This window comes from Novosphingobium sp. HNCC26DJ243 (assembly GCF_057180545.1).
In genome coordinates this window covers 54,687-77,221 of the sequence record NZ_JBXUGN010000005.1, presented here as the reverse complement: position 1 = coordinate 77,221, position 22,535 = coordinate 54,687, and the positions used below count along the sequence as shown (strand labels likewise).

At 63.4% G+C, this 22,535-nt stretch carries 24 protein-coding genes; 15 read left to right on the top strand and 9 right to left on the bottom strand.

The features are described from left to right. Positions 1–64: 64 nt before the first annotated feature. A complete protein-coding gene (locus AC2A04_RS14550; protein WP_484213080.1) occupies positions 65–442 on the bottom strand; it encodes a hypothetical protein in 378 nt (125 codons plus the stop codon). Here AC2A04_RS14550 and AC2A04_RS14545 point away from each other — a divergent pair. From AC2A04_RS14545 to AC2A04_RS14535, 3 genes are all read left to right on the top strand, one after another. Further along, the gene (locus tag AC2A04_RS14545) at positions 441–662 is read left to right on the top strand and encodes a hypothetical protein (protein WP_484213079.1); all 222 of its coding nucleotides are present in this window, start codon (positions 441–443) and stop codon (positions 660–662) included. The two genes, AC2A04_RS14550 and AC2A04_RS14545, sit on opposite strands and share 2 nt — an antisense overlap. Before the next feature lie 70 nt (positions 663–732). Next, positions 733–1,425: a S24 family peptidase gene (locus AC2A04_RS14540; protein ID WP_484213077.1), complete on the top strand. Its 693-nt coding sequence runs from the start codon at positions 733–735 to the stop codon at positions 1,423–1,425. A gap of 46 nt (positions 1,426–1,471) precedes the next feature. After that, positions 1,472–2,140, top strand: coding sequence for an MBL fold metallo-hydrolase (locus tag AC2A04_RS14535; protein ID WP_484213076.1), 669 nt, complete (start codon positions 1,472–1,474; stop codon positions 2,138–2,140). A 44-nt stretch (positions 2,141–2,184) separates the two neighbouring features. On the opposite strand, the gene AC2A04_RS14530 is transcribed toward AC2A04_RS14535, so the two are convergent. Next, the gene (locus AC2A04_RS14530; protein WP_484213075.1) at positions 2,185–2,577 is read right to left on the bottom strand and encodes an MAPEG family protein; all 393 of its coding nucleotides are present in this window, start codon (positions 2,575–2,577) and stop codon (positions 2,185–2,187) included. 260 nt (positions 2,578–2,837) lie between these two features. Here AC2A04_RS14530 and rpmF point away from each other — a divergent pair, with 260 nt between their 5' ends. The 5 genes from rpmF to AC2A04_RS14505 all read left to right on the top strand — a co-directional run bounded on the left by rpmF (position 2,838) and on the right by AC2A04_RS14505 (position 5,928). Beyond that, entirely contained in the window at positions 2,838–3,017 is a 180-nt protein-coding gene (rpmF, locus tag AC2A04_RS14525; RefSeq protein ID WP_183612822.1) for a 50S ribosomal protein L32, read from the top strand. 27 nt (positions 3,018–3,044) lie between these two features. Then, positions 3,045–4,127 carry a phosphate acyltransferase PlsX gene (gene plsX, locus AC2A04_RS14520; protein WP_484213074.1) on the top strand — a complete coding sequence of 361 codons (1,083 nt, stop codon included), beginning with the start codon at positions 3,045–3,047 and terminating at the stop codon, positions 4,125–4,127. Further along, positions 4,124–5,101, top strand: coding sequence for a beta-ketoacyl-ACP synthase III (locus AC2A04_RS14515; RefSeq protein WP_484213073.1), 978 nt, complete (start codon positions 4,124–4,126; stop codon positions 5,099–5,101). The genes plsX and AC2A04_RS14515 overlap by 4 nt, the downstream gene beginning before the upstream one ends. 124 nt (positions 5,102–5,225) lie before the next feature. Continuing rightward, positions 5,226–5,522, top strand: a complete 297-nt coding sequence (locus tag AC2A04_RS14510) for an integration host factor subunit alpha (protein ID WP_484213072.1) — start codon at positions 5,226–5,228, stop codon at positions 5,520–5,522. Positions 5,523–5,601: 79 nt separating this feature from the next. After that, positions 5,602–5,928, top strand: a complete 327-nt coding sequence (locus tag AC2A04_RS14505; protein WP_484213071.1) for a MerR family transcriptional regulator — start codon at positions 5,602–5,604, stop codon at positions 5,926–5,928. On the opposite strand, the gene AC2A04_RS14500 is transcribed toward AC2A04_RS14505, so the two are convergent. Together AC2A04_RS14500 and AC2A04_RS14495 are read right to left on the bottom strand one after the other, a co-directional pair. Continuing rightward, positions 5,925–6,470 carry a SixA phosphatase family protein gene (locus AC2A04_RS14500; protein ID WP_484213070.1) on the bottom strand — a complete coding sequence of 182 codons (546 nt, stop codon included), beginning with the start codon at positions 6,468–6,470 and terminating at the stop codon, positions 5,925–5,927. The genes AC2A04_RS14505 and AC2A04_RS14500 overlap by 4 nt on opposite strands. After that, positions 6,467–9,187: an ATP-dependent DNA helicase gene (locus AC2A04_RS14495; RefSeq protein ID WP_484213069.1), complete on the bottom strand. Its 2,721-nt coding sequence runs from the start codon at positions 9,185–9,187 to the stop codon at positions 6,467–6,469. The genes AC2A04_RS14500 and AC2A04_RS14495 overlap by 4 nt, the downstream gene beginning before the upstream one ends. Positions 9,188–9,357: 170 nt before the next feature. Between AC2A04_RS14495 and AC2A04_RS14490 the strand changes: the two genes are divergently transcribed. Further along, entirely contained in the window at positions 9,358–10,185 is an 828-nt protein-coding gene (locus AC2A04_RS14490; RefSeq protein ID WP_484213068.1) for a flagellin N-terminal helical domain-containing protein, read from the top strand. A 125-nt stretch (positions 10,186–10,310) separates the two neighbouring features. Beyond that, on the top strand, positions 10,311–11,918 hold the full coding sequence (locus tag AC2A04_RS14485; RefSeq protein WP_484213067.1) for a lysine--tRNA ligase: 1,608 nt from the start codon (positions 10,311–10,313) through the stop codon (positions 11,916–11,918). Between the two features lie 3 nt (positions 11,919–11,921). Here the strand turns inward: AC2A04_RS14485 and AC2A04_RS14480 are convergent, their stop codons facing one another. After that, entirely contained in the window at positions 11,922–13,805 is a 1,884-nt protein-coding gene (locus tag AC2A04_RS14480; protein ID WP_484213066.1) for a DUF885 domain-containing protein, read from the bottom strand. Then, entirely contained in the window at positions 13,778–14,455 is a 678-nt protein-coding gene (locus tag AC2A04_RS14475) for a prolyl hydroxylase family protein (protein WP_484213065.1), read from the bottom strand. Before AC2A04_RS14475 ends, AC2A04_RS14480 begins: the two co-directional genes overlap by 28 nt. 253 nt (positions 14,456–14,708) lie before the next feature. Here AC2A04_RS14475 and AC2A04_RS14470 point away from each other — a divergent pair, with 253 nt between their 5' ends. After that, positions 14,709–15,077, top strand: a complete 369-nt coding sequence (locus tag AC2A04_RS14470) for a winged helix DNA-binding protein (RefSeq protein ID WP_484213064.1) — start codon at positions 14,709–14,711, stop codon at positions 15,075–15,077. A gap of 95 nt (positions 15,078–15,172) precedes the next feature. Here the strand turns inward: AC2A04_RS14470 and AC2A04_RS14465 are convergent, their stop codons facing one another. Then, entirely contained in the window at positions 15,173–16,162 is a 990-nt protein-coding gene (locus AC2A04_RS14465; protein WP_484213063.1) for an RcnB family protein, read from the bottom strand. 212 nt (positions 16,163–16,374) lie between these two features. Here AC2A04_RS14465 and AC2A04_RS14460 point away from each other — a divergent pair, with 212 nt between their 5' ends. Both AC2A04_RS14460 and AC2A04_RS14455 read left to right on the top strand, forming a co-directional pair. Then, positions 16,375–16,887 (top strand): flavin-binding protein, encoded by a 513-nt coding sequence (locus AC2A04_RS14460; RefSeq protein ID WP_484213062.1) that lies wholly within the window; start codon positions 16,375–16,377, stop codon positions 16,885–16,887. Positions 16,888–16,928: 41 nt separating this feature from the next. After that, positions 16,929–17,417 (top strand): DUF6265 family protein, encoded by a 489-nt coding sequence (locus AC2A04_RS14455; protein WP_484213061.1) that lies wholly within the window; start codon positions 16,929–16,931, stop codon positions 17,415–17,417. A 21-nt stretch (positions 17,418–17,438) separates the two neighbouring features. On the opposite strand, the gene ettA is transcribed toward AC2A04_RS14455, so the two are convergent. Further along, positions 17,439–19,112 (bottom strand): energy-dependent translational throttle protein EttA, encoded by a 1,674-nt coding sequence (gene ettA, locus AC2A04_RS14450; RefSeq protein ID WP_484213060.1) that lies wholly within the window; start codon positions 19,110–19,112, stop codon positions 17,439–17,441. Positions 19,113–19,250: 138 nt separating this feature from the next. Between ettA and AC2A04_RS14445 the strand changes: the two genes are divergently transcribed. Next, positions 19,251–20,591, top strand: coding sequence for a M28 family peptidase (locus AC2A04_RS14445; protein ID WP_484213059.1), 1,341 nt, complete (start codon positions 19,251–19,253; stop codon positions 20,589–20,591). Between the two features lie 16 nt (positions 20,592–20,607). Here AC2A04_RS14445 and AC2A04_RS14440 read toward each other — a convergent pair whose 3' ends face one another. Next, positions 20,608–21,579: a sensor histidine kinase gene (locus AC2A04_RS14440; RefSeq protein ID WP_484213058.1), complete on the bottom strand. Its 972-nt coding sequence runs from the start codon at positions 21,577–21,579 to the stop codon at positions 20,608–20,610. A gap of 258 nt (positions 21,580–21,837) precedes the next feature. Here AC2A04_RS14440 and AC2A04_RS14435 point away from each other — a divergent pair, with 258 nt between their 5' ends. Further along, positions 21,838–22,500, top strand: coding sequence for a class I SAM-dependent methyltransferase (locus AC2A04_RS14435; RefSeq protein WP_484213057.1), 663 nt, complete (start codon positions 21,838–21,840; stop codon positions 22,498–22,500). Positions 22,501–22,535 lie beyond the last annotated feature (35 nt).

Below are 22,535 nucleotides of genomic sequence, written 5' to 3'. Positions count from 1 at the left end.
GCGTTATCGGTTGGAGAGGAGACCGGGCGCCCACGCAGGCGCCCGGCATTCCTGGCAACCCCGCTCAGTCTTCGTCGAGAACCAGGATCTCGCATTCCACTTCCATCAGGGGCGATGGAAGCACATCCTGATCCACGCGCAGGATACTGGCGTCAGCCACAAGCTTGCCGCGTAGCCTGAACTCGTGTTCCGGCAAGCCCGCGATGAAGGCTTCCCCATCGCTCACCGCGTCGCTTCCGGCGAAGCGCAGGACGAGACTGTGCCGCGCGCCGCTGAAGGTGATGCTCGCCCAGGGCACTTCGCGGTGGCTGACCACTTCGGCGAATTGCCCTGCGATTTCGCGCACTTCGCGCAGCAACCGCTCGCCAGGCGTCAATCTCCGAGGGGGAGGGGTGGTTGTCGCTTCGGACTTCGTTTCGAACGCATGCAGATCAAGCAGCATGGACATTGCCTCCAAACGTGTTCATGAAATGTTCTATTCGACGCACCATTGCGGAACGGGGTTCGCGGCCATTGCGCAGATCGCCTACGAGACGGGGATCGTGTGCGGCAAGGCGACCGAATTTGGTGACCGGCATGCCGGTGTTTTCAAGGAATCTCTCGATCTTGCGGATGAGCATCTCGGCTTGACCCTCCGGACAGGTAGTTGCGACTCGAAATAGGATTTTTCCTATGTTGACGTTCAAATCCTACAACGCTAGGAAAAGTCCTTCGAGATTGGAGAGACGCCCGATGGAAAGCCAGACCGAAGCAGGAGCGCGTTCCCGGCTCGTCGCGCTGGCCAGCGCGCGGGGCGTGAGCCTTGCCGCGCTTTCTGCGTTGATCGGCCGCAACACCACCTACCTCCAGCAATTCGTGCGCAAGGGTAGCCCGCGCAAGCTGGAGGAGAACGACCGGCGCACGCTGGCGCAGTTCTTCGGCGTATCCGAAGGCGAGCTGGGTGCCGGCGTGCGCGAAGAGGCGGTCGTGGTAGGGACGGGGAAGGGCCGACCGGTCCCGTCATCGCTGCGCACAGCACTGGCTGAATGGGCAGACATTCCGCGCCTGCCGCTTGGCGCGTCGGCCGGTGCGGGAGCGCATGCGGCCGAGGAAATTCCCTCCGGGCGCCTGCGCTTTTCCAACCGGTGGCTCAAGGGGCAGGGACTGGAGCCCGCGATGCTTTCGGTGATTGAGGTCGAAGGCGATTCTATGGAGCCGACCTTGCGCGATGGCGACGAGATTCTCGTCGATCGCACCCCGCGCCCCACGCGCGCCGGCATTCACGTGATCCGGCTGGACGATGTGCTGCTGGTCAAGCGGCTCGAGTCAGGGCCGGGTGGTACGCTGCACATCATCTCGGACAACGCGGCCTATCCCCGGATGGAGCGTCCGCTGCGCGAGGTGGAAGTGCTTGGCCGCGTCGTCTGGAAGGGCGGACGGCTGTGAGCGCATGCTGCTTGCAAACACCGCAGCCAAAGGCCATTTCCCGCGCATGACCGAAACGACCGCGACGCCGCCGATGAAGGTGGCCATCATTCCCGTCACGCCGCTGCAGCAGAACTGCACGCTGGTGTGGTGCACAAAGACCATGCGTGGCGCATTCATCGATGCGGGCGGGGATATCGACCGGCTCAAGCTGGCGGTCGAGCGTTCAGGCGTCACGATCGAGAAGCTGCTCGTGACCCATGGCCACATCGATCACTGCGGCAGCACGGGCATTCTCGCAAAGGATCTGGGGGTGCCCATCGAAGGACCGCACGAGGCAGACCGCTACTGGATTGCCAAGCTCGACGAGGACGGCAAGCGCTGGGGCATCACCGGCGAGGTGTTCGAACCCGATCGCTGGCTGTCGGATGGCGACAAGGTCACTATCGGCGAGCTTGAGCTCGACGTGATTCATTGCCCCGGCCACACGCCCGGCCATGTCGTCTTTCACCACGCACCGTCACGTTTTGCCATCGTCGGCGACGTCTTGTTCCAGGGCTCGATCGGTCGAACCGATTTTCCGCTGGGCAATCATCAGGACCTGATCGATTCGATCACGCAGAAGCTCTGGCCATTGGGCAACGACATCATGTTCGTGCCCGGACACGGTCCCAACAGCACGTTCGGTCGCGAACGCCAGACCAATTCATTCGTCAGCGACTACGCGCTCGGCTGACGAAAGGAAGAAGCCCCGGCGGCAAGGCCGAGGCTGCTTTTGCATCACATGTCCAACGCGATTGATACCGCCCAGATGCCAAGGCACAGCTGGGTGAGCATCGTGATCAGCGTACCGAGTCCGCGCAGGAAACCGAGCTTGCCGCCATCCATGCCGATGCCGTGGGCAACGCGGCCAAGCAGATAGATTGCAGCTGCGCCGAGCAGGAACGGGTTGCCCATGCGCGCCAGTTCGATCGCCGCGACCAATACCAGCACGATCGGCGTGTTCTCGACGAAGTTCGCTTGCGCCCGCATGCGCGCGATCAGGTCCATGTCGCCGCCGTCGCCGATGCTGATTTTGCGGGCGGTGCGGATCATGCCGATACGGATCGACAGCCAGATGTTGATGACGGCTGATGCGGCGGCCGCGCAGAGCGTGATGGGCAGAATTGTCATGCCTTGTAGTACTCCCCCTCGATATCCTCTCCGGCAAGGTGAGGATGGCCGCAGTGGTAACGCGGCCGAGCTTGCAAAGCATCAGAAAATCCGTATAGGCGCGCCTTCGCCCGCGTTTCGGCGAATCCCGTTCCTGCTGTGCTTGTCGCTGCGTACGGGTCCAGCAACTGATCGGATGGTCGGGATTGGGCTTGTGCGATGGATCGGTTTTCCCTATCGCGCCCGCAACAAACTACGCAATTTCAGGAACAGGTGCCGAGATGGCCGTCCCCAAGAGAAAGACTTCGCCCTCACGCCGGGGCATGCGCCGCAGCCATGACGCTCTGTCGCCCGATGCATTCCACGAATGCTCGAACTGCGGTGAACTCAAGCGCCCGCACAACCTGTGCAATGCTTGCGGTCACTACAACGGTCGCGAAGTCATCGCCGTCGGGCTCTAAGCCCATAAACGGGGGGGATTCGGGAACATGAGCCTGCCGCGTATCGCCGTCGATGCGATGGGCGGCGATGAAGGCGTGCGCGTGATGGTTGAAGGCGCGGCACTTGCCCGTCGTCGCCATGACCGCTTCAAGTTCCTTCTCGTCGGCGACGAGGAGCGCATCAAGCAGGCGCTCGAAAATCATCCCAACTTGCGCGGGGCGTCGGAAATTCTCCACGCCCCCGACATCGTCAGCGGCGAGGAAAAGCCGACGCAGGCTCTGCGTCGGGCCAAGACCACGTCGATGGGCATGGCGATCAACGCGGTGAAGCAGGGCCACGCCGGCGCTGCGGTCAGCGCGGGGAATACCGGCGCGCTCATGGCCATGGCCAAGCTGGCACTTCGCACGATGCCCGGCATCGATCGCCCGGCGCTCTCCGCCCTGCTGCCCACGCTTGGCGAGAACGATCTCGTCATGCTCGATCTTGGCGCGAACACCGATTGCGATGCGCGCAACCTGGTGCAGTTCGCGATCATGGGCGCGGCCTATGCGCGCATCGTCAGCAATCTCGATGCGCCGCGCGTGCGTCTGCTCAACATCGGCACTGAAGAAACCAAGGGCACCGATTCGCTGCGCGACGCGGCGACTCAGCTCAAGGCGCTGGCCGAAGAGCTGGCGCTTTCGTTCGATGGCTTCACCGAGGCGGACAAGCTCTCGCGCGGCGACGTGGATGTCGTCGTGACTGACGGTTTTTCCGGCAACATCGCACTCAAATCGATGGAAGGTGCGGCCCGCTTTGTCGCGGACCTGCTGCGCCGAAGCTTTTCCTCGTCGTTGCGCTCGAAGCTCGGCTTCCTGATCTCGCGTCCGGCGACCGAGCTGCTCAAGCATCATCTCGATCCCAACAATCACAACGGCGCGGTTTTCCTCGGCCTCAACGGCATCGTGGTCAAAAGCCATGGCGGCGCATCGGCGGTCGGGGTGGCCAATGCGGTCGCGGTTACCGCTCGCTTGCTCGAAGAGAACCTGACCGAGCGCATCGCGGCCGACCTTGCACGCGTGGGTGCCGAGGCGATCCGTACGACGGGTCGTGGCCGGGCCAGCGCGCTCAATGGTGAGAACGCGGCATGAGCCTGCGCTCGATTGTTCGCGGCAGCGGATCCGCGCTGCCCAAGCGGGCGGTTTCCAACGCCGAAATGACCACGATGGTCGAAACGACCGACGAGTGGATTGTCGAGCGTACCGGCATCCGCAACCGCTATATCGCGGGGGAAGGCGAGACGACCTCCACGCTGGCGACCGAAGCTGCGCGCAAGGCACTTGCTGCGGCCGGTATCGATGCATCGCGCGTCGATCTGATCGTGCTGGCGACAGCGACGCCGGACCAGACGTTCCCGGCGACCGCAACAATCGTGCAGCACAACCTGGGCTGCAACGGGGGCATTGCCTTCGACGTTGCCGCGGTCTGCTCGGGCTTTCTCTATGCCATGGCAACGGCAGATTCCATGATCCGCACCGGCATGGCCAAGTGCGCGATCGTGATTGGTGCCGAAACCTTCAGCCGCATTCTCGACTGGGAAGACCGCACGACCTGCGTCCTGTTCGGTGACGGCGCAGGCGCGATCGTGCTTGAAGCGCAGGTCGTCGACGAAAGTGATCCGGCAGCTCCGGGTATCATCGCCTCGCGCCTTCATGCTGATGGCGCCCACAACGAACTGCTCTATGTCGACGGCGGGCCATCGAGCACCGGCACGGTTGGCAAGCTGCGCATGAAAGGCCGCGAGGTGTTTCGCCACGCGGTAACCAACCTCGCGAACGTGCTCTCCGAAGTGCTCGATGCTTCCGGTTACGCGCCAGATGACATCGACTGGGTCGTGCCGCACCAGGCCAACCTGCGCATCCTCGATGCAACCGCGCGCAAGCTTGGACTCTCGCCTGACCGGGTGGTCGTGACGGTCGACCGTCACGCCAATACCAGCGCCGCGTCGGTTCCGCTGGCCTATGATACGGCGGTGCAGGATGGCCGGATCAAGCCGGGTGACCTTGTGATGTTCGAGGCAATGGGCGGCGGATTTACCTGGGGCGCCTGCCTCGCGAGGGTCTGAACCGGTCAGTTTCAGGTCGGCTTTCCCCTTATCCTTTATCCCCAAGGCATTGCATTGCGTTCCTGAGAATCGGCGTTATTCTCCGCGATCTTGGGTCAAACAAATATCGAGGGGGAAATCGGGGATGCGTTCAATCGGAACTCTGACGCGAGCCGATCTTGCAGAGAGCATCAATCGCCGCGTCGGTTTGTCGCGCGCGGATTCGCTCGAGATGGTGGAATCCATCTTGCGCCACATGTGCACGGCACTGGCTGATGGGGAAAACGTCAAGATTTCGGGCTTCGGCACATTCCTGCTGCGCGACAAGGCCGAGCGGGTAGGACGCAATCCCAAGACAGGGATCGAGGTTCCGATCACCCCCCGCCGCGTCCTGAGTTTCCGCGCCAGCCAGATGCTGAAGGACCGCATCGGCCAAGGCTGAGCGCTTGGTGATGACGGAAAATTCCATTCCAGATCCAACTGATGGCAAGGATCCCGGGGCATTTCGCACAATCGGCGAAGTGGCCAAGTTGCTCGGGATTCGCCAGCATGTGCTGCGATATTGGGAAGAGCAGTTTCCGGCTTTACGCCCGCTGACACGCGCTGGCGGGCGAAGGTACTATCGCCCGCAGGACGTTGCCTTGCTGACCGAGATCAACCGGCTCCTCAACCATGAGGGTTATACGATCAAGGGGGCACGGCAGGCGTTGAAGGGGGGCAAGGCGGGGTCGGCCACGGTGCTGGCCGCGCCAAAGCCGGTTGAACCGCAGGAAGATCAGCCGTTCAGCGCATCGCAGGCGCTTCGTGCCATCCGTGACCGTCTCGCAGCGGCGCTTGACGCCGACTAGTCGACAAGGACAGGGCCAAGCGACGGATCGAGATCGCGCGGGCGTTTGAGTTCGACAAGGCGACCACAGCCCTCGGTTATGGCCGACCAGTCGTTCACGTCGAGTTCGATGACGGCAAAGGTCGCGGTCGGGAATTTCTGTTCCACCACGTCGCGCAAGGGCGAGGTGCCGTCGTCAGGCACGAGATCAAAGATCAGGTCCTCAAGGCCAGGATTGTGGCCGACCATCAGGACGCTGGCTGGATCGCCTTCGATCTCCTTCAGCAGATCGATCAGTGTTGCCGAACTCGCCAGATAGATGCGCCGGTCCCATTCCACCTTGAAAGTACAGCCCCAGGCGCGGCTCGCTTCCTCTACCGTCTCTGCGGCGCGGACTGCGGGCGAGGCGATCATGCGCGCGAATTGCCGACCGGAGGTCTTGATGTAATCGCCCATCGCGCGGGCCCCGCGCTGGCCACGCTCGTTCAGCGGTCGATCGAAATCACGGGCGCGCGCATCGCTCCAATCCGACTTGGCGTGACGGAACAGGGCGAGTGTCTTCACGAGATCCCCTCGGCGCGGCTGGTTGCTGTCTGATCTTCAGAAACACCGCCGACAACGCTTTGTAAAGCCACATCGAGCGTGACCCTGCGGATCGGCGTTCCAGCCGGAAAGGCGCTGAGCAGGCGTGAGGGGAAAGCCGATGAAAGCACCACGAAGTGGCCCTTGTCTCCGGCCGAGCGGATCAGCCGGCCGAAGGCCTGGGCGAGGCGCGCCCGGATGATACGGTCGTCATAGGCCTGTCCGCCGCCTGCCAGACGCCGCGCGCGGTGCAGGATCGAGGGCTTGGGCCAAGGCACCTGTTCCATCACAACCAGCCGCAGCGAATGGCCCGGCACGTCCACGCCGTCCCGCAAGGCGTCGGTGCCCAGAAGCGAGGCGCGGGGATCGTCGCGGAAGATATCGACCAGCGTCCCGGTGTCGATCGGATCGACATGTTGCGCAAACAGCGGCAGCCCGCCGCGCGCGAGGCGATCCGCGATCCGGCCATAGACCGCGCGCAAGCGACGGATCGCGGTGAACAGGCCAAGCGCGCCCCCGCCCGATGCCTCGATCAGCCGACCGTAGGCTGCGGCAAGCGCCGGAATATCGCCCTTGGGCACATCGGTGACGATCAGGACTTCGGCCTGGTTCTGGTAGTCGAACGGGCTTTCGGCGGAGAACAGGCGCGGTGCGATATCGAGATGCGGCGCACCACTGCGCTGGACCGCGCTGTCCCAGTCATCGCCGTCGCGCAGGGTGGCCGAGGTCATCATCACGCCGTGCGATGGCGCCAGCACGGTTTCGGCGAAGGGCTTCATCGGATCGAGATAATGTCGATGCAGGCCGACATCCCACTCGCGACCGTCCGAGCGTTCGACCGCCAGCCAGTCGACGAAATCGGGATCGCCCGGGCCACCAAGCCGTGCCAGCAGGGCAATCCAGCCCGCGACAAGATCTGTGCGCCAGCCGATCGCCCCGCGCGCGCCTTCGATGCGGGCACGGGCGGGGCCGTCGAGCCAGTCCGGTCCGTCCTCGATCAGAGCCTCCAGCCGCAGGCCAAGCCGGACGAGCGGCTTGCGCAGCGCTTCAAGCGCCTCCTGCGCGCGGCCAGCCACTTCGATGAAGGGGCCGTCGAGCTGGGCAATTTCAGTCTCCAGCCCATAGCCTGCATCCTGGCCACCGCTTTCGTCGCGCGCGTAAGTCAGCGCCCGTGCTGCCGACAGCAGTTCCTCCAGCGGCCCTGACGGCGTACCTTCAACCACCCGCGCGAGCCATCCTTCGCTGGGCAATGCTTCTGCCGCCTCGCGCGCATTTGCAATCGCGCGCTCGCCCTCTTCGTCATAGCTGGCGACATCGGCAAGGCGTGCGGAAAGCCCGCGCCGGCGACCGCGCGACTTGCCTTCGGGCCCGATTACCCAGCGGCGCAGTTCGATCGTCTCGGCGCCGGTCAGGGCTGCCGAAAAAGTCGAATCCGCCGCTTCGAACACGTGGTGTCCTTCGTCGAACACGATCCGGGTGGGGCGCTGCGCCGCGTCCCGTCCGCGCGCAGCGTTGACCATGACCAGCGCGTGATTGGCGATCACCAGCTCGGCGCTGGCCGAGGCGCGAGCGGAGCGCTCGATGAAGCATTTGCGGTAGTGCGGGCAACCGGCATAGACACATTCGCCGCGCTGGTCGGTCAATGCCGCGATGCCGCGTTTGCGGAACAGCGTGCCCAGCCAGCCGGGCAGATCGCCGCCGATCATGTCGCCATCCTGCGAGAACGCGGCCCAGCGCGCGACAAGCTGGGCAAGGATCGCCGCGCGACCCCCGAAGCCACCCTGCAGCGCATCCTCAAGGTTGAGCAGGCAGAGGTAGTTCTCGCGGCCCTTGCGCACGACTACGGGGGGCTTGCCGTTGCGCTCGGCGGGAAACGCGCGGCGGCTTTCGCGGCGAAGCTGGCGCTGCAGCGCCTTGGTGTAGGTCGAAACCCAGACCGTGCCGCCCGAGCGTTCGGCCCAGAGCGAGGCGGGGGCGAGATAGCCGAATGTCTTGCCGGTGCCGGTGCCGGCCTGCGCCAGCACCATGTGCGGCTGGCGCTGCGCGGTGCGGGGATTGAAGGTTCGTCCTGCCTCGCGCGCGTAGTCCTGCTGCGCGGGCCGCTCTTCGGCGCCCGCACCCGTGAGGTCGGCCAGGCGGGCCGCGATCGCCGTGTCATCGAGCGTCACTTGCGCAGGCTGCGGGCGTTCAGGCGTCTCCTCCCATTCAGGCAGGCGGGCAAACAGCCAACGCTCTGCACGTTGGGGCTTGGCAATCCGGGGCGTCAGCAGCGTCGCCCAGGGCCAGCGCATCCGCACCAGCGATTGCAATGCGGTCCAGGCTCCTTCACGCTCGGCCCAGTTATCCCGCTCGCACGTGGCAAGCAGCGCTTCGGCAGCCTGCTGCAGGAGCAGGGGGACCTGATCGTCACCGGAAGGTTCATCTAGGCCGAGGGCATGAGCCAGGCCCTTGGGTGTCGGTACGACGAAGCGCGCAGGATGAATGAAGGCGTAGAGTTCGAGCAGGTCTAGCCCCGAAAGATCCGGATAACCCAGACGGCTGGCGACCAGCGGCGCATTGAGCATCAGCAGTGGCGTATCTGCTGCCGCAACGATGGCCTCGCCCTTGCCGACGCCGCGCGTGGCGAACCCTTCGCGCAGCCAGCAGCCGCCGTGGCTGGCATGAATCGCCGGAAGCGAGAGGGCGGGCCGGTCCGTCACTTGTTTGCGTTAGAACAGGAATGGAACACGGGGCAAGCGACAACCCGACAAAGCGCTCCATGCCGTCAACTTTTCCCCCGGGCCTTAAAATACCGGCCCGTGCACCGTTCTGATCTGCGGGACCAATCGCGGAGTGTCACCCGACTCCGCCCCATAGTGGAGAATGGGACATGGCAGTCATCAACACGAATATCAGCGCGACCCGCGCTACGAATGCTTCCAATACGGCCAACAAGATGCTCGGCACCGCGATGGAGCGCCTTTCGACCGGCAAGCGGATCAACGGCGCCAAGGACGATGCCGCCGGCCTCGCGATCAGCACCACCATGACGTCGCAGATCAAGGGCATGGGCCAGGGCGTGCGCAACGCCAACGATGGCATCAGCCTTGCACAGACCGCCGATGGTGCGCTGAATGAAGTCACCGCGATGCTGCAGCGTATACGCGAACTCGCCGCGCAATCGGCGTCGGGCACCTATCAGGACGCTACCGACCGCGTTTACATGCAGAGCGAAGTCGATCAGCTGACCGAGCAGGTCGACCAGATCATCACCAACACCAATTTCAACGGCGTCCAGCTGTTCGACGGTTCGGTAACCGCCATCACCATCCAGGCCGGCTCGGATTCGACCGATACCGTGGACCTCGAGATCGCCGACCTGACCACGCTGCAGGCGTCGGGTGGCGCTCCCGGTTCCTACGACGTTTCCACTGCAACGACCGCCAACGCATTGCTCGGCACGCTGGACGCAGAACTGGATTCGATCTCGGGCGCGCGTTCGCTGCTCGGTGCAGGCCAGAATCGTCTTGAATCGGTGGTGAGCAATCTCAACGACAACATTACCAACCTTTCGGATGCCCGTTCGCGGATTCTGGATACGGACTATTCGGCGGAAACGACCGCGATGGCCAAGGCCCAGATACTGAGCCAGGCATCGACCGCGATGATCGCTCAGGCCAATCAGGCCCAGCAGAACGTACTTTCGCTTCTGAAGTAAGCCTCCCTTCGGAAGCACCTCCACGGAAAGGCGGGATCGCGTGCGCGCGGTCCCGCCTTTTCGGTGATTGCCCTGGCCAGCTTTTGCTTGCGAAAGCGGCGTCCGCGCGCAAAAGGGCGGGCATCATGACCGATGCCATCCAGACCGCCGCCCAGACCTCCAAGGCATGGCCCTTCGAGGAAGCCCGCAAGCTGATCAAGCGCTTCGCGGGCGGTAAACGCGATGCATCGGGCGCGCTCGTGCCAGTGCTGTTCGAGACGGGCTATGGTCCCTCGGGCCTGCCGCACATCGGCACCTTCCAGGAAGTGCTGCGCACCACGCTGGTCCGCCGCGCCTATGAAGTGCTGACCGGGGGGCATCCGACGCGCCTTGTCGCATTTTCGGACGACATGGACGGGCTGCGCAAGGTGCCCGACAATATCGAGAACAAGGCCGTGCTCGAGGCCCATCTCGGCCATCCGCTGAGCCGCATTCCCGATCCGTTCGGTACGCACGAGAGCTTTGCGCATCATAACAACGCGATGCTGCGCGAGTTTCTCGACCAGTTCGGGTTCGACTACGAATTCGTCTCGGCCTCGGATCGCTACAATGCGGGCGCGTTCGACGATGCGCTGCGCAATGTGCTGCGCAACTTCCAGGGCATCATGGACATCATGCTGCCCACCCTGCGCGAGGAGCGCCGCAAGACCTACTCGCCGGTGTTGCCGGTATCGCCGACCAATGGCCAGGTGCTGCAGGTGCCGATCGAAGTGGTCGATGCCGAAGCGGGGATCGTCCGGTTCGAGGATGTGACCGGCGAGACGATCGAGCACACGATCCTTGGCGGCTGGTCCAAGCTGCAGTGGAAGGTCGATTGGGCGATGCGCTGGGTCGCGCTGGGCGTCGACTACGAGATGTGCGGCAAGGATCTGACCGACAGCGTTACGCAGTCGGGGCGGATCGCCCAGGTTCTCGGCGGACGCCGCCCCGAGGGCCTGATCTACGAACTCTTCCTTGACGAAAAGGGCGAGAAGATTTCCAAGTCGAAGGGCAACGGCCTGACGATCGAGCAGTGGCTGGAATATGGCAGCGATGAATCGCTCGGCTTTTACTTGTTCCGCGAGCCCAAGAGCGCCAAGTCGCTTCATGTCGGCATCATTCCGCGTGCGGTCGATGAATACTGGCAGTTCCGCGAGAAGATGCCGACGCAGCCGGTCGAGCAGCAGCTCGGCAACCCCGTGTGGCACCTGCTGCGCACCAACGGCTATCATGGCGGCGAGGGGGACAGGCTACCGGTAACCTATGGCCTTCTGCTCAATCTCGTAGGCGTGCTGGGCGCAGGAGCGACGCGTGAGCAGGTCTGGTCCTATCTCGGCAACTATGTCGACGATGCCGACCCTGCAGCGCATCCGGCACTCGACGGGCTGGTGACGCGGGCGCTGGCCTACAACCGTGATTTCATCGCGCCCACGCTCAAGCGCCGCAAGCCCGAGGCCAATGAGGCACTGGCGCTTGCCGCCCTCGACGAGGAACTGGCAGCGACGTCGGACGGCGCGACGGCCGAGGAACTGCAGAACATCGTCTACGAGATCGGCAAGGATCCGCACTACGGGTTCGAGCAGCTGCGCGACTGGTTCAAGTGCCTTTACGAGACGCTGCTGGGATCCCCGCAAGGGCCGCGCATGGGCAGCTTCATCGCGCTTTACGGCGTTGCCAACACCCGCAGGCTGATTGCCGAAGCGCTGGGCGATTGACGGTCAGCGCGCGGCGCGGGTCCGGTTGATCCATCCGCGAACCTTGGTTTCCAGCACTTGCATCGGCAGGGCGCCGCTGCCGAGGATCTGGTCGTGGAAGAGGCGAATGTCGAAGCGGGGGCCGAGCGCGATCTCCGCCTCGCGGCGCAAGCGCTGGATCGTGAGCGCGCCGATCTTGTAGGCGAGCGCTTGTCCCGGATTGGCGACGTAACGATCGACTTCGGCCTGGGCGTCGCTGCGCCCCATCCCTGAATTGGCGAGCATGTAGGCCACCGCCTCGTCGCGGGTCCAGCCTCGCGTGTGAATGCCGGTATCGACCACCAGCCGCATCGCGCGCAGCATCTCGTCGTCGAGGGTGCCCCAGTGTTGCATGGGGTCCTTGTACAGGCCCATCTCGTAGCCGAGCGTTTCGGCATAGAGCGCCCAACCTTCAATGTAGGCGGTATTGCCGCCGAAGCGCTGGAAGTCGGGCAGGGCGGTGTTTTCCTGCGCGAGACTGATCTGGAAATGATGCCCCGGAGAGCCTTCGTGAAGGTAGAGCGTGGAAACGCCCGTCAGGAACCGGCTCTTGAGATCGTAAGTGTTGAAGAAAAACACACCGGGCAGGCGCCCGTCTGCCGAGCCTTGGGCGTAGCTGCCACCCGCCTCGAACCGGGCGCGATAGGCGCGGTATGGCTGTATCTGCAATGGCGTGCGCGGGAGGTGCAGGAAGTACTGCGGTGCCAGCGAATCGACCTTGCGCCCGGTTTCCCGGAAGCCGTCAGCCAGTTCCTGCTCGCTGCGTGGATGATAGCGGGGATCGCGGCGGATGTGGTCGAAGAAATCTCGCAAGGGCCCGGTGAAGCCGAGCTGCTGCTTGACCACTTCCATCCGTGTCTGGATCTGCGCCACGCTGCTCAGGCCCATCTGGTGGACGTCGGCAGGATCAAGATCGAGCGTGGTATTCGACCGCGCGAGGAGTCGGTAAAGCCGCTCGCCTCCAATCAAAGCAGACAGGCCGACCTGTTCGCGCGCGACGGGGCGATATTCCTCGGCCAGAAACCGACGCAGGGCGCGATAGGCAGGATAGATCTCGCGCCGCGTCACCTCGGTCAGTTCGCGTGTCAGACGGTCGCGGTCTGCGGGTGAGAACGAGTCGGGAAATTGCCGGGCCGGAGCGACGAAGGCCGAACGGCTGACGGGTTGCGCCAGCAGACCGTCTATCTGGACGATCATGTTGTCGATCGTGAGGCGCGGCGATGTCATCCCGCTGGCCATACCTTCGCGAAAGCGCGCGATGGCTTGGTCGAAGACCTGCGGCAGCGCGCGGTGTCGGGCAATCAGCAGCTCGTAGTCGGTCAGGGTATCGAGCGCCACTCCGCTTCCGGGCGTCGAAAGCTCAGGGTAGCCAACGTGAAAGCCGCCGAAATGATTGAACGGTTCGACATCGAGCAGGGCCCGCATCTCGGGCGCGAGCAGTGCCTGCTCGCTGGTCTTTGCATCTGCGAAGACCGCGCGCGAAATGCGATGGGCCTCGTCCAGCCGCACAGGGTCGATCCTTGCGAGACTGGCAAGCGTGCGGGCATTGGCCTCGCGGCGCAATCGCGATAACTCCGGCGTAAACAGCAGCGTGAACTGGCGGACCGATACCGTCTGGCCCTGTTCGATCGCAGCGACTGGGTCGAGCGCCAGGCTCTGGCTTGCATCCTCCGCGAAGAGCCGGTCGAGCGCAGCATCTGCCGAAAGCCGACTGACGGGCGCAGGTACGCTGTCGATGCGCGCAGTGGCCGCTGGAGCGGACGGGATTTCCCGTGCGGCCGGTGCATTCGCCAGCGTAAGGGCCAGCCATACGACAAGGGCCGCGCGCAACGAGACGCGCGTCAGCACCACGGACGGGCCCGGTACCATTTGGTCAGGACGTATTTGGTGCCACGCAAGACCGGCATTCCGGCATGCATGGCATCGGGATTGGGCGTGCCATCAGGCTTCATGTTGTTCCAGATCAGCAATGCGCCGGGCTGGGGTGGTATGGACAGGTCGATCCGCGTGAAATCTGTCGTGCCGCCTTCTTCGACCGCATTGAGATAGGCCATCGCCGTCCAGCTGCGCTGTCCCCCGCGCTTCTGCTCGGAATCCCAGAATGGCTGCGATGGCAGAAAATGATCGTAATGGCCGCGGAACTCCTGACCTGGCGCATATCGTTGGCCCTGGATCGTTTCGCCGAACGTGGGGTCTATCCCCATCAGGTCATCGATCCGGCGCTGCAGCATCAGGATGAACGGATCGAACGGGTCGACATCACCGCTATAGCTGGTGCGGCCGGTGGCATCGGTGCCCTTGTAGGTTGGCGAAGGGCGGGCGACGCTGTCGACGATGCCGATCAGCTTTTCGCATTCGGCCAGCGAGAAGAAGTCGGCCACGCCAAAAATCTCGAGCCCATCGACGGGAATCCGGTAGACGCCCGGATCGCTCGCAAGGCGGCCGCGTACGATTTCGCCCACCTGACGGAGCGCCAGTTGCTCTGCTGCTGATCCGGCTTTCCGGCGAAAAATGGCCATGGTTCAAGCGGTAATGCGATATCCCGGCGGACGGTGCAAGAGTGGCGAATTGGTCCGAACCGGACAAATGGTAATATTTCATCAAGCATTACCCGAAGTTTTCGTTTAATCCATGCGGCGCCGTTCAATCGAGTGGAGATTGGCGGCCGGATGACCAGGCCCGGCAAGCAGCGTTTGAGGCGGCGTTGATTTGTCAGGCAGTCGAGCCGGGGGGCTTGATGGTTTTCCGATGTAAACTTGGAGGGAATTTTACTTGGATGCCTTCGTTGATCCGGAGATCGAGTGCCTGCGTGTCGCAGCCTCTCTTTATGGCCTGCGCCGAAAGCGCGACGCCGCATCAGGTCGCAAGGGCCTGTTCGGGGAGCCCGGCTGGGATATTCTGCTGGATCTCTACATCGCCGAACGCCGCCGCACCGAGATCCAGGTTTCCAGCGTCTGCCTCGATGCCGGTGTCCCGTCGACCACGATCCTGCGCTGGATCGCCCGGCTCGAGCGTGAAGGTTTGATCTATCGCATCGCCGACAACGCCGACGCGCGCCGACGCTACGTCCGATTGACCGACGCGGGGCGCAGCATGATGCGCTCGATTCTTCTGGCGATGTCGTCCAGCGGTGTTGAATGACCAAAGGCCCCGCGCAACTGGTGCGCGAGGCCTTCGTCACCGAAACCTTGCCTGCGGTGCGGCAGACGTTGATGCGCCTGCCACTTCCGTCATTCTTACCAGAAGAAGTTGTAGATCACGTCCACGACTTCGCCGGAGTAGGTGTCGACGAGCATGACGTCGTCATAGTACCGGACCCAGCGATAGCCGCTGTAAGCCGGGGGCAGGCGGTATGACCATGGATCGTTGATCCAGTAGTTGCTGCCGTAGAATCCCGAGTTCAAGAAAAACCCGATCGACAGGCGGCTGTAATTGTAACCGCGATAGGGCGCGTAGTACCGCGGCATCCGATAGTGGTTGCGGTTGGTATTGCGGTAGCTGCTCCAGTTGTAGCGATTGTCGCGCCGCCAGTCGTTGCTCCAACGCCGGTGGTTATCGCGATCGTTGCCGCGCCATTGGCTGCCCTGCCGCCACCGGTCGCCATCGCGTCGATCGTTATCCCGCCAGTTGTTGTCGTGGCGGTTGCGGTCGGTGTAGGTCGAGTTGCGACCGTTCCACCCGTCGCGCTGATCCCGATTGCCTGACCAGTTGCGATCCCGGTTGCCATCACGATCACGATCGCGATCACGGCTGGTTTCGACGCGAGCGCCATTGCTGGGATTCCAGCGCGTGCCGTCCCAGCCACGTTGCGGCACTGCAGGCGTCGCTGCCCGTTCGGCGGGGGCAGGGCGGTTTACCGTACCTGCCTGCCAGTCGCGTCCGGGGCGATTGCCCGATCCACGATCCTGCGATCCCCACCGCGGAGCTTCGCCAGCGTTGCCGCGTCCCTGCCAGCCCGCTGCCGGTCGTTCCATCGGCGGCTGTTCGGTGCGCGCCTGTTGCGGAGGCGCTTGCTGCGGGCGGGCCTGCGCCTGCCCCTGACCCATCGCTCTGGCGCGAAAGTCGCCACCGCCGCGCTGGCCATCATTGCCGCCGCCCCACGCCCTGCCACCGCGTTCCTCGCGTCGCTGGGGTTCGGCAGAGGCCGATGCAGGAAGAGCCGTTGCGACGAGGGCGAAGGCAAGCGCCGCCAACGCCGAGTTCTTCAAATTGGACTTGTCGGACATGGTAGCCGACCCTTTCCCGATTGTTCGCCGCAAAACCCTTCGCGGCTTAATACGTTGGTAATAGATGAGTCGCGCTGTCCGATCCCTGAACCGGACTGACAGCTTCTCGTTCAGGTTTGTAATGGGTTCAATGAATGGATTTGTCGCTGTCAGAATTGCCTCGCGATGCGTCTGCCCGCCTCGCACAAGCCGCAAACAGTGCGCGTCACCCGATGCATACACCCGTCGTGGGCACGGCTGACGGCGACTTGAGGATCATGGTCCTGCGCGAGGCGCAGGCCGACTTGTCACTGATTCGCTTCCACACCGACCTGCGCAGTCCGAAGGTCGGACTGATCGCGGACAATCCCCGGGTGTCGGTTCTGGCATACGATCCTGTGGCACGCATTCAGCTGCGCATGCGCGGCCTTGGGAAGGTCGAACAACACGGGACGGCAGTGGACCTCGCCTGGAGCGCCGCGGCGCTTTCAAGCAGGCGGTGCTACCTTGCCAGTCAAGGTCCGGGAGCCGCCTTGCCCGAGGCCGGGTCTGCGCTGCCCGAAAGCCTGTTGCGCCGCTCACCCACTCTCGCGGAGTCGCTGCCCGGACGCGAGAACTTTGCGGTGCTTCTGGTCGAGGTTCTCGTGCTCGACTGGTTGCAGCTTACCCACGAAGGCGGCGTGCGTGCCCGTTTCGAACGATCCTGCGCCCACGAAGATTGGCACGGGACATGGCTCGCGCCGTGATGTAGCTTTCTCTTACCCGATTATGACGGAGCGTGGCGTCGATGAAAGCAACCTTTCTGGCTCTGGCTGCAACCATCCTGACCCCGGAAATCGCGCTCGCTGCCACACCATCGCCGTCGGCAACGCTGGCCGACCTGTCATGGTTGGCAGGATCGTGGGAAGGCGATGGCATCGAGGGCGCACCTGCTCTTGAAACCTATGCTTCGGCCGCAGGCGGGCAGATGGTCGGCCACTTTCGCCAACTGAACAAGGACGGGTCGGTGATGTTCTATGAACTCATCACCATCGTCGAGAACGGCGGATCGCTGGCCTACCGGCTAAAGCACTTCAATCCAGACCTGACCGGCTGGGAAGAGAAGGACAAAGTTGTCGCTTTTCCGCTGACGCAGGCGGGCAAGGAGCGTTGGGACTTTTCGGGGCTGGTCTACGAACGGACGGGGCCGGATACGATGACCGCGACCGTGGTGGTCCATGGCGACGGCGGCAAGGATGAGACGCTGGTGTTCCGCTTCCGCCGCACGGGCAAATAGCGGAACACCGGCTGCACTGGGTCAGCGCGTCAACTTCTTGTAGGCGAGCGCGGTCGGGCGGTCGGCGGCATCGCCCAAGCGGCGGCGCTTGTCTTCCTCGTAGGCTGCGAAGTTGCCTTCGAACCATTCGACGTGGCTGTTGCCTTCGAACGCGAGGATGTGGGTTGCCAGACGATCGAGGAAAAAGCGGTCGTGGCTGATGACCACGGCGCAGCCGGCGAAGTTTTCGATGGCGTCTTCCAGCGCGCTCAGCGTTTCCACGTCAAGGTCGTTGGTCGGTTCGTCGAGCAGCAGCACGTTTCCGCCCAGCTTGAGCATCTTGGCCATGTGGACGCGATTGCGTTCACCGCCTGAAAGCTTGCCGACATTCTTCTGCTGGTCAGCGCCCTTGAAGTTGAACGCGCCCACGTAGGCACGGGTGGACATGTCCTGCTTGTTGACAGTCATGTAGTCCAGCCCGTCCGAGATTTCCTCCCAGACGTTGTTCTTGGGGTTCAGGTCGTCGCGGCTCTGGTCGACATAGCCGAGGTGAACGGTGCTGCCGATTTCCACGGTGCCGCTGTCTGGCTGTTCCTTGCCGGTCAGGATCTTGAACAGCGTGGATTTGCCCGCGCCGTTAGGACCGATGATCCCGACGATACCGCCCGGCGGCAGCATGAACGAAAGGTCTTCGAACAGCAGCTTGTCGCCATAGGCCTTCGAGATGTTCTTGACCTCGATGACCTTGCCGCCAAGGCGTTCGGGCACCTGGATGACGATCTGGGCCTTGCCGATCGGACGGTTGTCCTGGGCGTTCTGCAGTTCCTCGAACTTGCGGATACGCGCCTTGCTTTTTGTCTGGCGCGCGGCGGGCGTCTGCCTGATCCATTCGAGTTCGCGGGTAAGGGCCTTCTTCTTGCCGCTTTCCTCGCGGTCTTCCTGCTCGAGGCGCTTGGCTTTCTTTTCGAGGTAGGTCGAATAGTTGCCCTCGTAAGGGAAGTACTTTCCGCGATCGAGTTCGAGGATCCAGCCGACCACGTTGTCGAGGAAGTAGCGGTCGTGGGTGATCATCAGCACCGCGCCTGCATATTCCTTGAGGTGATTTTCCAGCCATTCGACGGATTCTGCGTCAAGGTGGTTGGTGGGCTCGTCGAGCAGCAGGATCGACGGCTTCTGGATCAGCAGGCGGGTCAGCGCGATGCGACGCTTTTCACCGCCCGAGAGGCTGGTCACCGGCCAGTCGCCCGGCGGGCAGCGCAGCGCTTCCATCGCGATCTCGAGCTGGTTGTCGAGCGTCCAGCCGTCGACCGCGTCGATCTTGTCCTGAAGCTCGCTCATCTCGGCGCCCAGCGCGTCGAAATCGGCGTCTTCCTCGCCCATTTCCATGCCGATCTGGTTGAACCGATCGACCATATCGGCGATCCCGCGCGCGCCGTCCTTGACGTTTTCGAGCACGGTCTTCGTCTCGTCGAGTTGGGGCTCCTGCTCGAGATAGCCGACGGTGATGTTTTCACCCGCCCAGGCTTCGCCGGTGTAGTCCTTGTCGATCCCGGCCATGATCTTGATCAGGGTCGACTTGCCGGCGCCGTTAGGGCCGACGATGCCGATCTTGGCGCCCTGATAGAACTGCAGGCTGATGTCGCTGAGAACCGGCTTCTGCGCGCCGGGGAAGGTCTTCGTCATGTTCTTCATGACGTAGGCGTATTGGGCAGCCATGTCGGGTCCTTGGATGAATGGCGAGAATGAGTTGCGCCGCCCTTATCCGAGCAAGCCGGTGCGGGCAAGCGGGGGTTGGCGCGCCATAGGGGCAAGAGGGGCTTGGCAGCGGCTCGGCCGAGCGATAGGCAAGGTTTCATGCGAAACAATTTCCGCGCGCTGGCGCTCTCCGCCCTGATCGTTCCATTGTCAGCACAGGCTCAGACGCCGGAACCGGCGGCGGACACCGCCTGGGACATCCTTGCCGGGCTCACCAGCGAAGTGGGTCCGCGGATGCCCGGCAGCGAGGCGGAGGCAAGGGCTCGGGTCTGGGCAGGCGCACGGCTGAAGGCGCTGGGCTTCGCCAAGGTCGCGGTCGAGCCGTTCACGATCCGCGGCTACGTGCGCGGGCGTGACCAGGCGAGCCTCCTCGCGCCGATCCATTTCACGCTGGCAGTCACGGCACTGGGATACAGCGGGACGACCCCGGACAAGGGCATCGAGGCCGATGTCGTCTATTTCCCGACGCTGGATGCACTCAGGCAAGCACCAGCAGGCTCGCTCTCAGGCAAGATCGCGTTCATCGACCATGCGATGAAGCGCAACCAGGACGGCAGCGGCTATGGGCCATACGGGCAGGTGCGCCGCGCAGGGCCCGCGATTGCCTCGGGCAAGGGGGCGGCTGGTGTCGTCATCCGATCGATCGGGACCGACAGTCACCGCAATCCGCATACCGGTGCCACAAATTTTCCCGATGGCGTGAAGCCGATACCGGCAGGGGCGGTGTCGAACCCGGACGCCGACTTGATCGCGCGCATCGCCCGCAGCGGAAAGCCGATCCGTCTTTCGTTGACGCTGACGGGCAAGACAACCGACAATCTTCCTTCGGGCAACGTGATCGGTGAACTGCCGGGGCGCGATCCTGCGTTGCCTGCAATCCTCGTCGGTTGCCATCTCGATAGCTGGGACCTTGGCACGGGCGCGATCGACGATGCCGCCGGCTGCGCCATAATTACGGCAGCCGCGCTCAAGGCGCAGGAGGGCGGGCAGCCGTTGCGAACGATCAGGGTGCTCTGGGCAGGCTCCGAGGAACTCGGCGGCTTTGGCGGCAAAGCCTATGCGCAAAAGCATGGCGAGCCGCATGGACTGGCGATGGAAAGTGATTTCGGTGCGGGCCGCGTCTGGCGGGTAAACACCAACTTCTGGACCAGCAACAAGCCGCTGGCCGATCGGATCGCCGATGCGCTTTCGCCGATGGGTATCGTACGCGGATCAGGGCCTGTCGAGGGCGGGACCGATGTCGAGCCGATCATCGAGAAGCAGAAGCTGGCCGTTGTCGATCTCAATCAGGACGGCACGCACTACTTCGACTTGCACCACACGCCAGACGATACGCTCGACAAGGTCGATCCTGTCGATCTTGCGCAGAACGTGGCGGCATGGACGCAGGTATTGAAGATCGTGGCAAACGAGCCGGGAGACTTCGCTCCGACGCACTGAGCCGCCCGGGAACCGATCAGTCGGTGTCTTCGGGGAATTCGACGATCGTGGTCACGCCATTGTCGTCGATGACCTCAAGCTGGCCGTTGAGCTGGGCCGCAAAACCCCGGATGATCGTCGTACCGAGCCCGCGCGGCTTGCCGGGCGCGTCGGCGGAGGCCGAGGCGGCCATACCGCGTCCATTGTCGGCTATGGTCAACCGCAATCGCTCATCCGCGATCCGCTCCAGCCGCAGGCTGACACAGGCTGCCTCGTGGTCGGCAAAGGCATGTTTGATGGAGTTGGTGACGACTTCGGTCACGAGCAGCATCAAGGTCATCATGCGGTCCACCGCCAGGTTCGCCTCGATGGCATCAACCACGACTTCGACGTGGCTTGCGCCGGCAACGTCCTGCGCCTGTCGCAACACGTGCCCGATCTGGTCGGGTAGCGAAACCTGCCGCGCAGCTGGGTCATAGAGCTGGCGGTGCACGCGCCCCATCAGTTCGATGCGTGCATCGGCGCTGTCGACCACGGCGAGAGCCGACGTCGGATCACGCTCGATCTGGCGGCGCTGCAAGCGCAACATTGAGGAGATCGACGCAAGATTGTTGGCGACGCGGTGTTGCAGTTCCTTGAACAGCAGCGTCTGGTGCGTCGCCATGTCGGCCAGTTGCCGCTGGCTCTCGACGAGTTGGCGCTGGCGCTGGAGCAGGCCATCGATCAGCGCGATGTCTACAGCTACCACAAGACCGAAGAAGACCATGGCGGTCACGACCGGGCCGTTGGCATGGAAGCTTTGAAACGGGGGGATGAACCAGTACCATGCTGCAAGGCCGCTTACGACCGCACACACGATCCCAGGGCCTCGACCGGCAAGGAACGTGCAGATGATGACAACCGGAAAGAACGTCAGGAACGGAAATCCCGGCGGCAGCATGCCGTCGGCCAGGAAACGGGCAGCGGTGGCCAATCCCGCAAGCAGGAACGCCGTTCCATAGCGAGGCACGGTGCCGCGGATGGGCTGAAATAATGCACGCGGCAACGAGGTCATCTTTTTCTTTACTGGCCGAGTGCGGTAACAAATGCAACCACGCCGGGGCAACGATCTTTTCCCTCACCGAATATCCGCCCGTATTGCGATCTGTAGCGGGTGCGATGGGCCGTATCAATCCTGAACGGACACAGAGGGCTTTTGCTTTGCCCGCAATTCGCGCTACCAGCCGCCGCTGACGACGACAGTTCGGTGCGGCGAGGAGCGAATGGGATGGATTACACGACGTTCATCAAACGATTTGGCGGATCTTACCGGACCAAGCACGTCAATTCGCCCATCGAAGTCACGTTCAAGAAGACGACCCGCAACGCGCGCACGTATTACCCCTTGCGCGACACGGAAATTCCGCAGGAATTCATCCGCATGGAACCGTGGGAAGGCGAGTACCTGTTCATGCTGGCGGCGCGTGCGCGAAAGGGCATCGTCGAAGTGGGGCGCTACAACGGCGGCAGCCTGTTCCTGATGGCTTGCGCCAATCAGGAAGCGCCGATCTGGTCGGTCGACATTGCTCCACAGAATGACGAATTGCTTGGCGAACTCCTGCATAAAACCGGGATCGGCGGCAATGCAAAGATCATCGTCGGGGATTCACAGCACACGAAGTACCCCGAGGTCGGCACCGTGGATATGCTGTTCATCGATGGCGACCACAGTTACGAAGGCTGCACGGCGGACCTCGTCAACTGGTTCGAATCCGTAACGCCGGGCGGGCACATCGTGCTGCACGATTGCTACCACGGTTCCGACGTTCTCGATTCGGTCATCGATTTTGCCCGCGAACATCCGGTCCGTTTCGTGACTTCGCCGTATATCGGGCGCGAGCATTGGCTGGTGCCGACCGGTTCGATCGTCCACATGATCAAGGAGGGGTAACGCTTCGGGCCGGGATTGCCCGGCCCGCGTTGTGT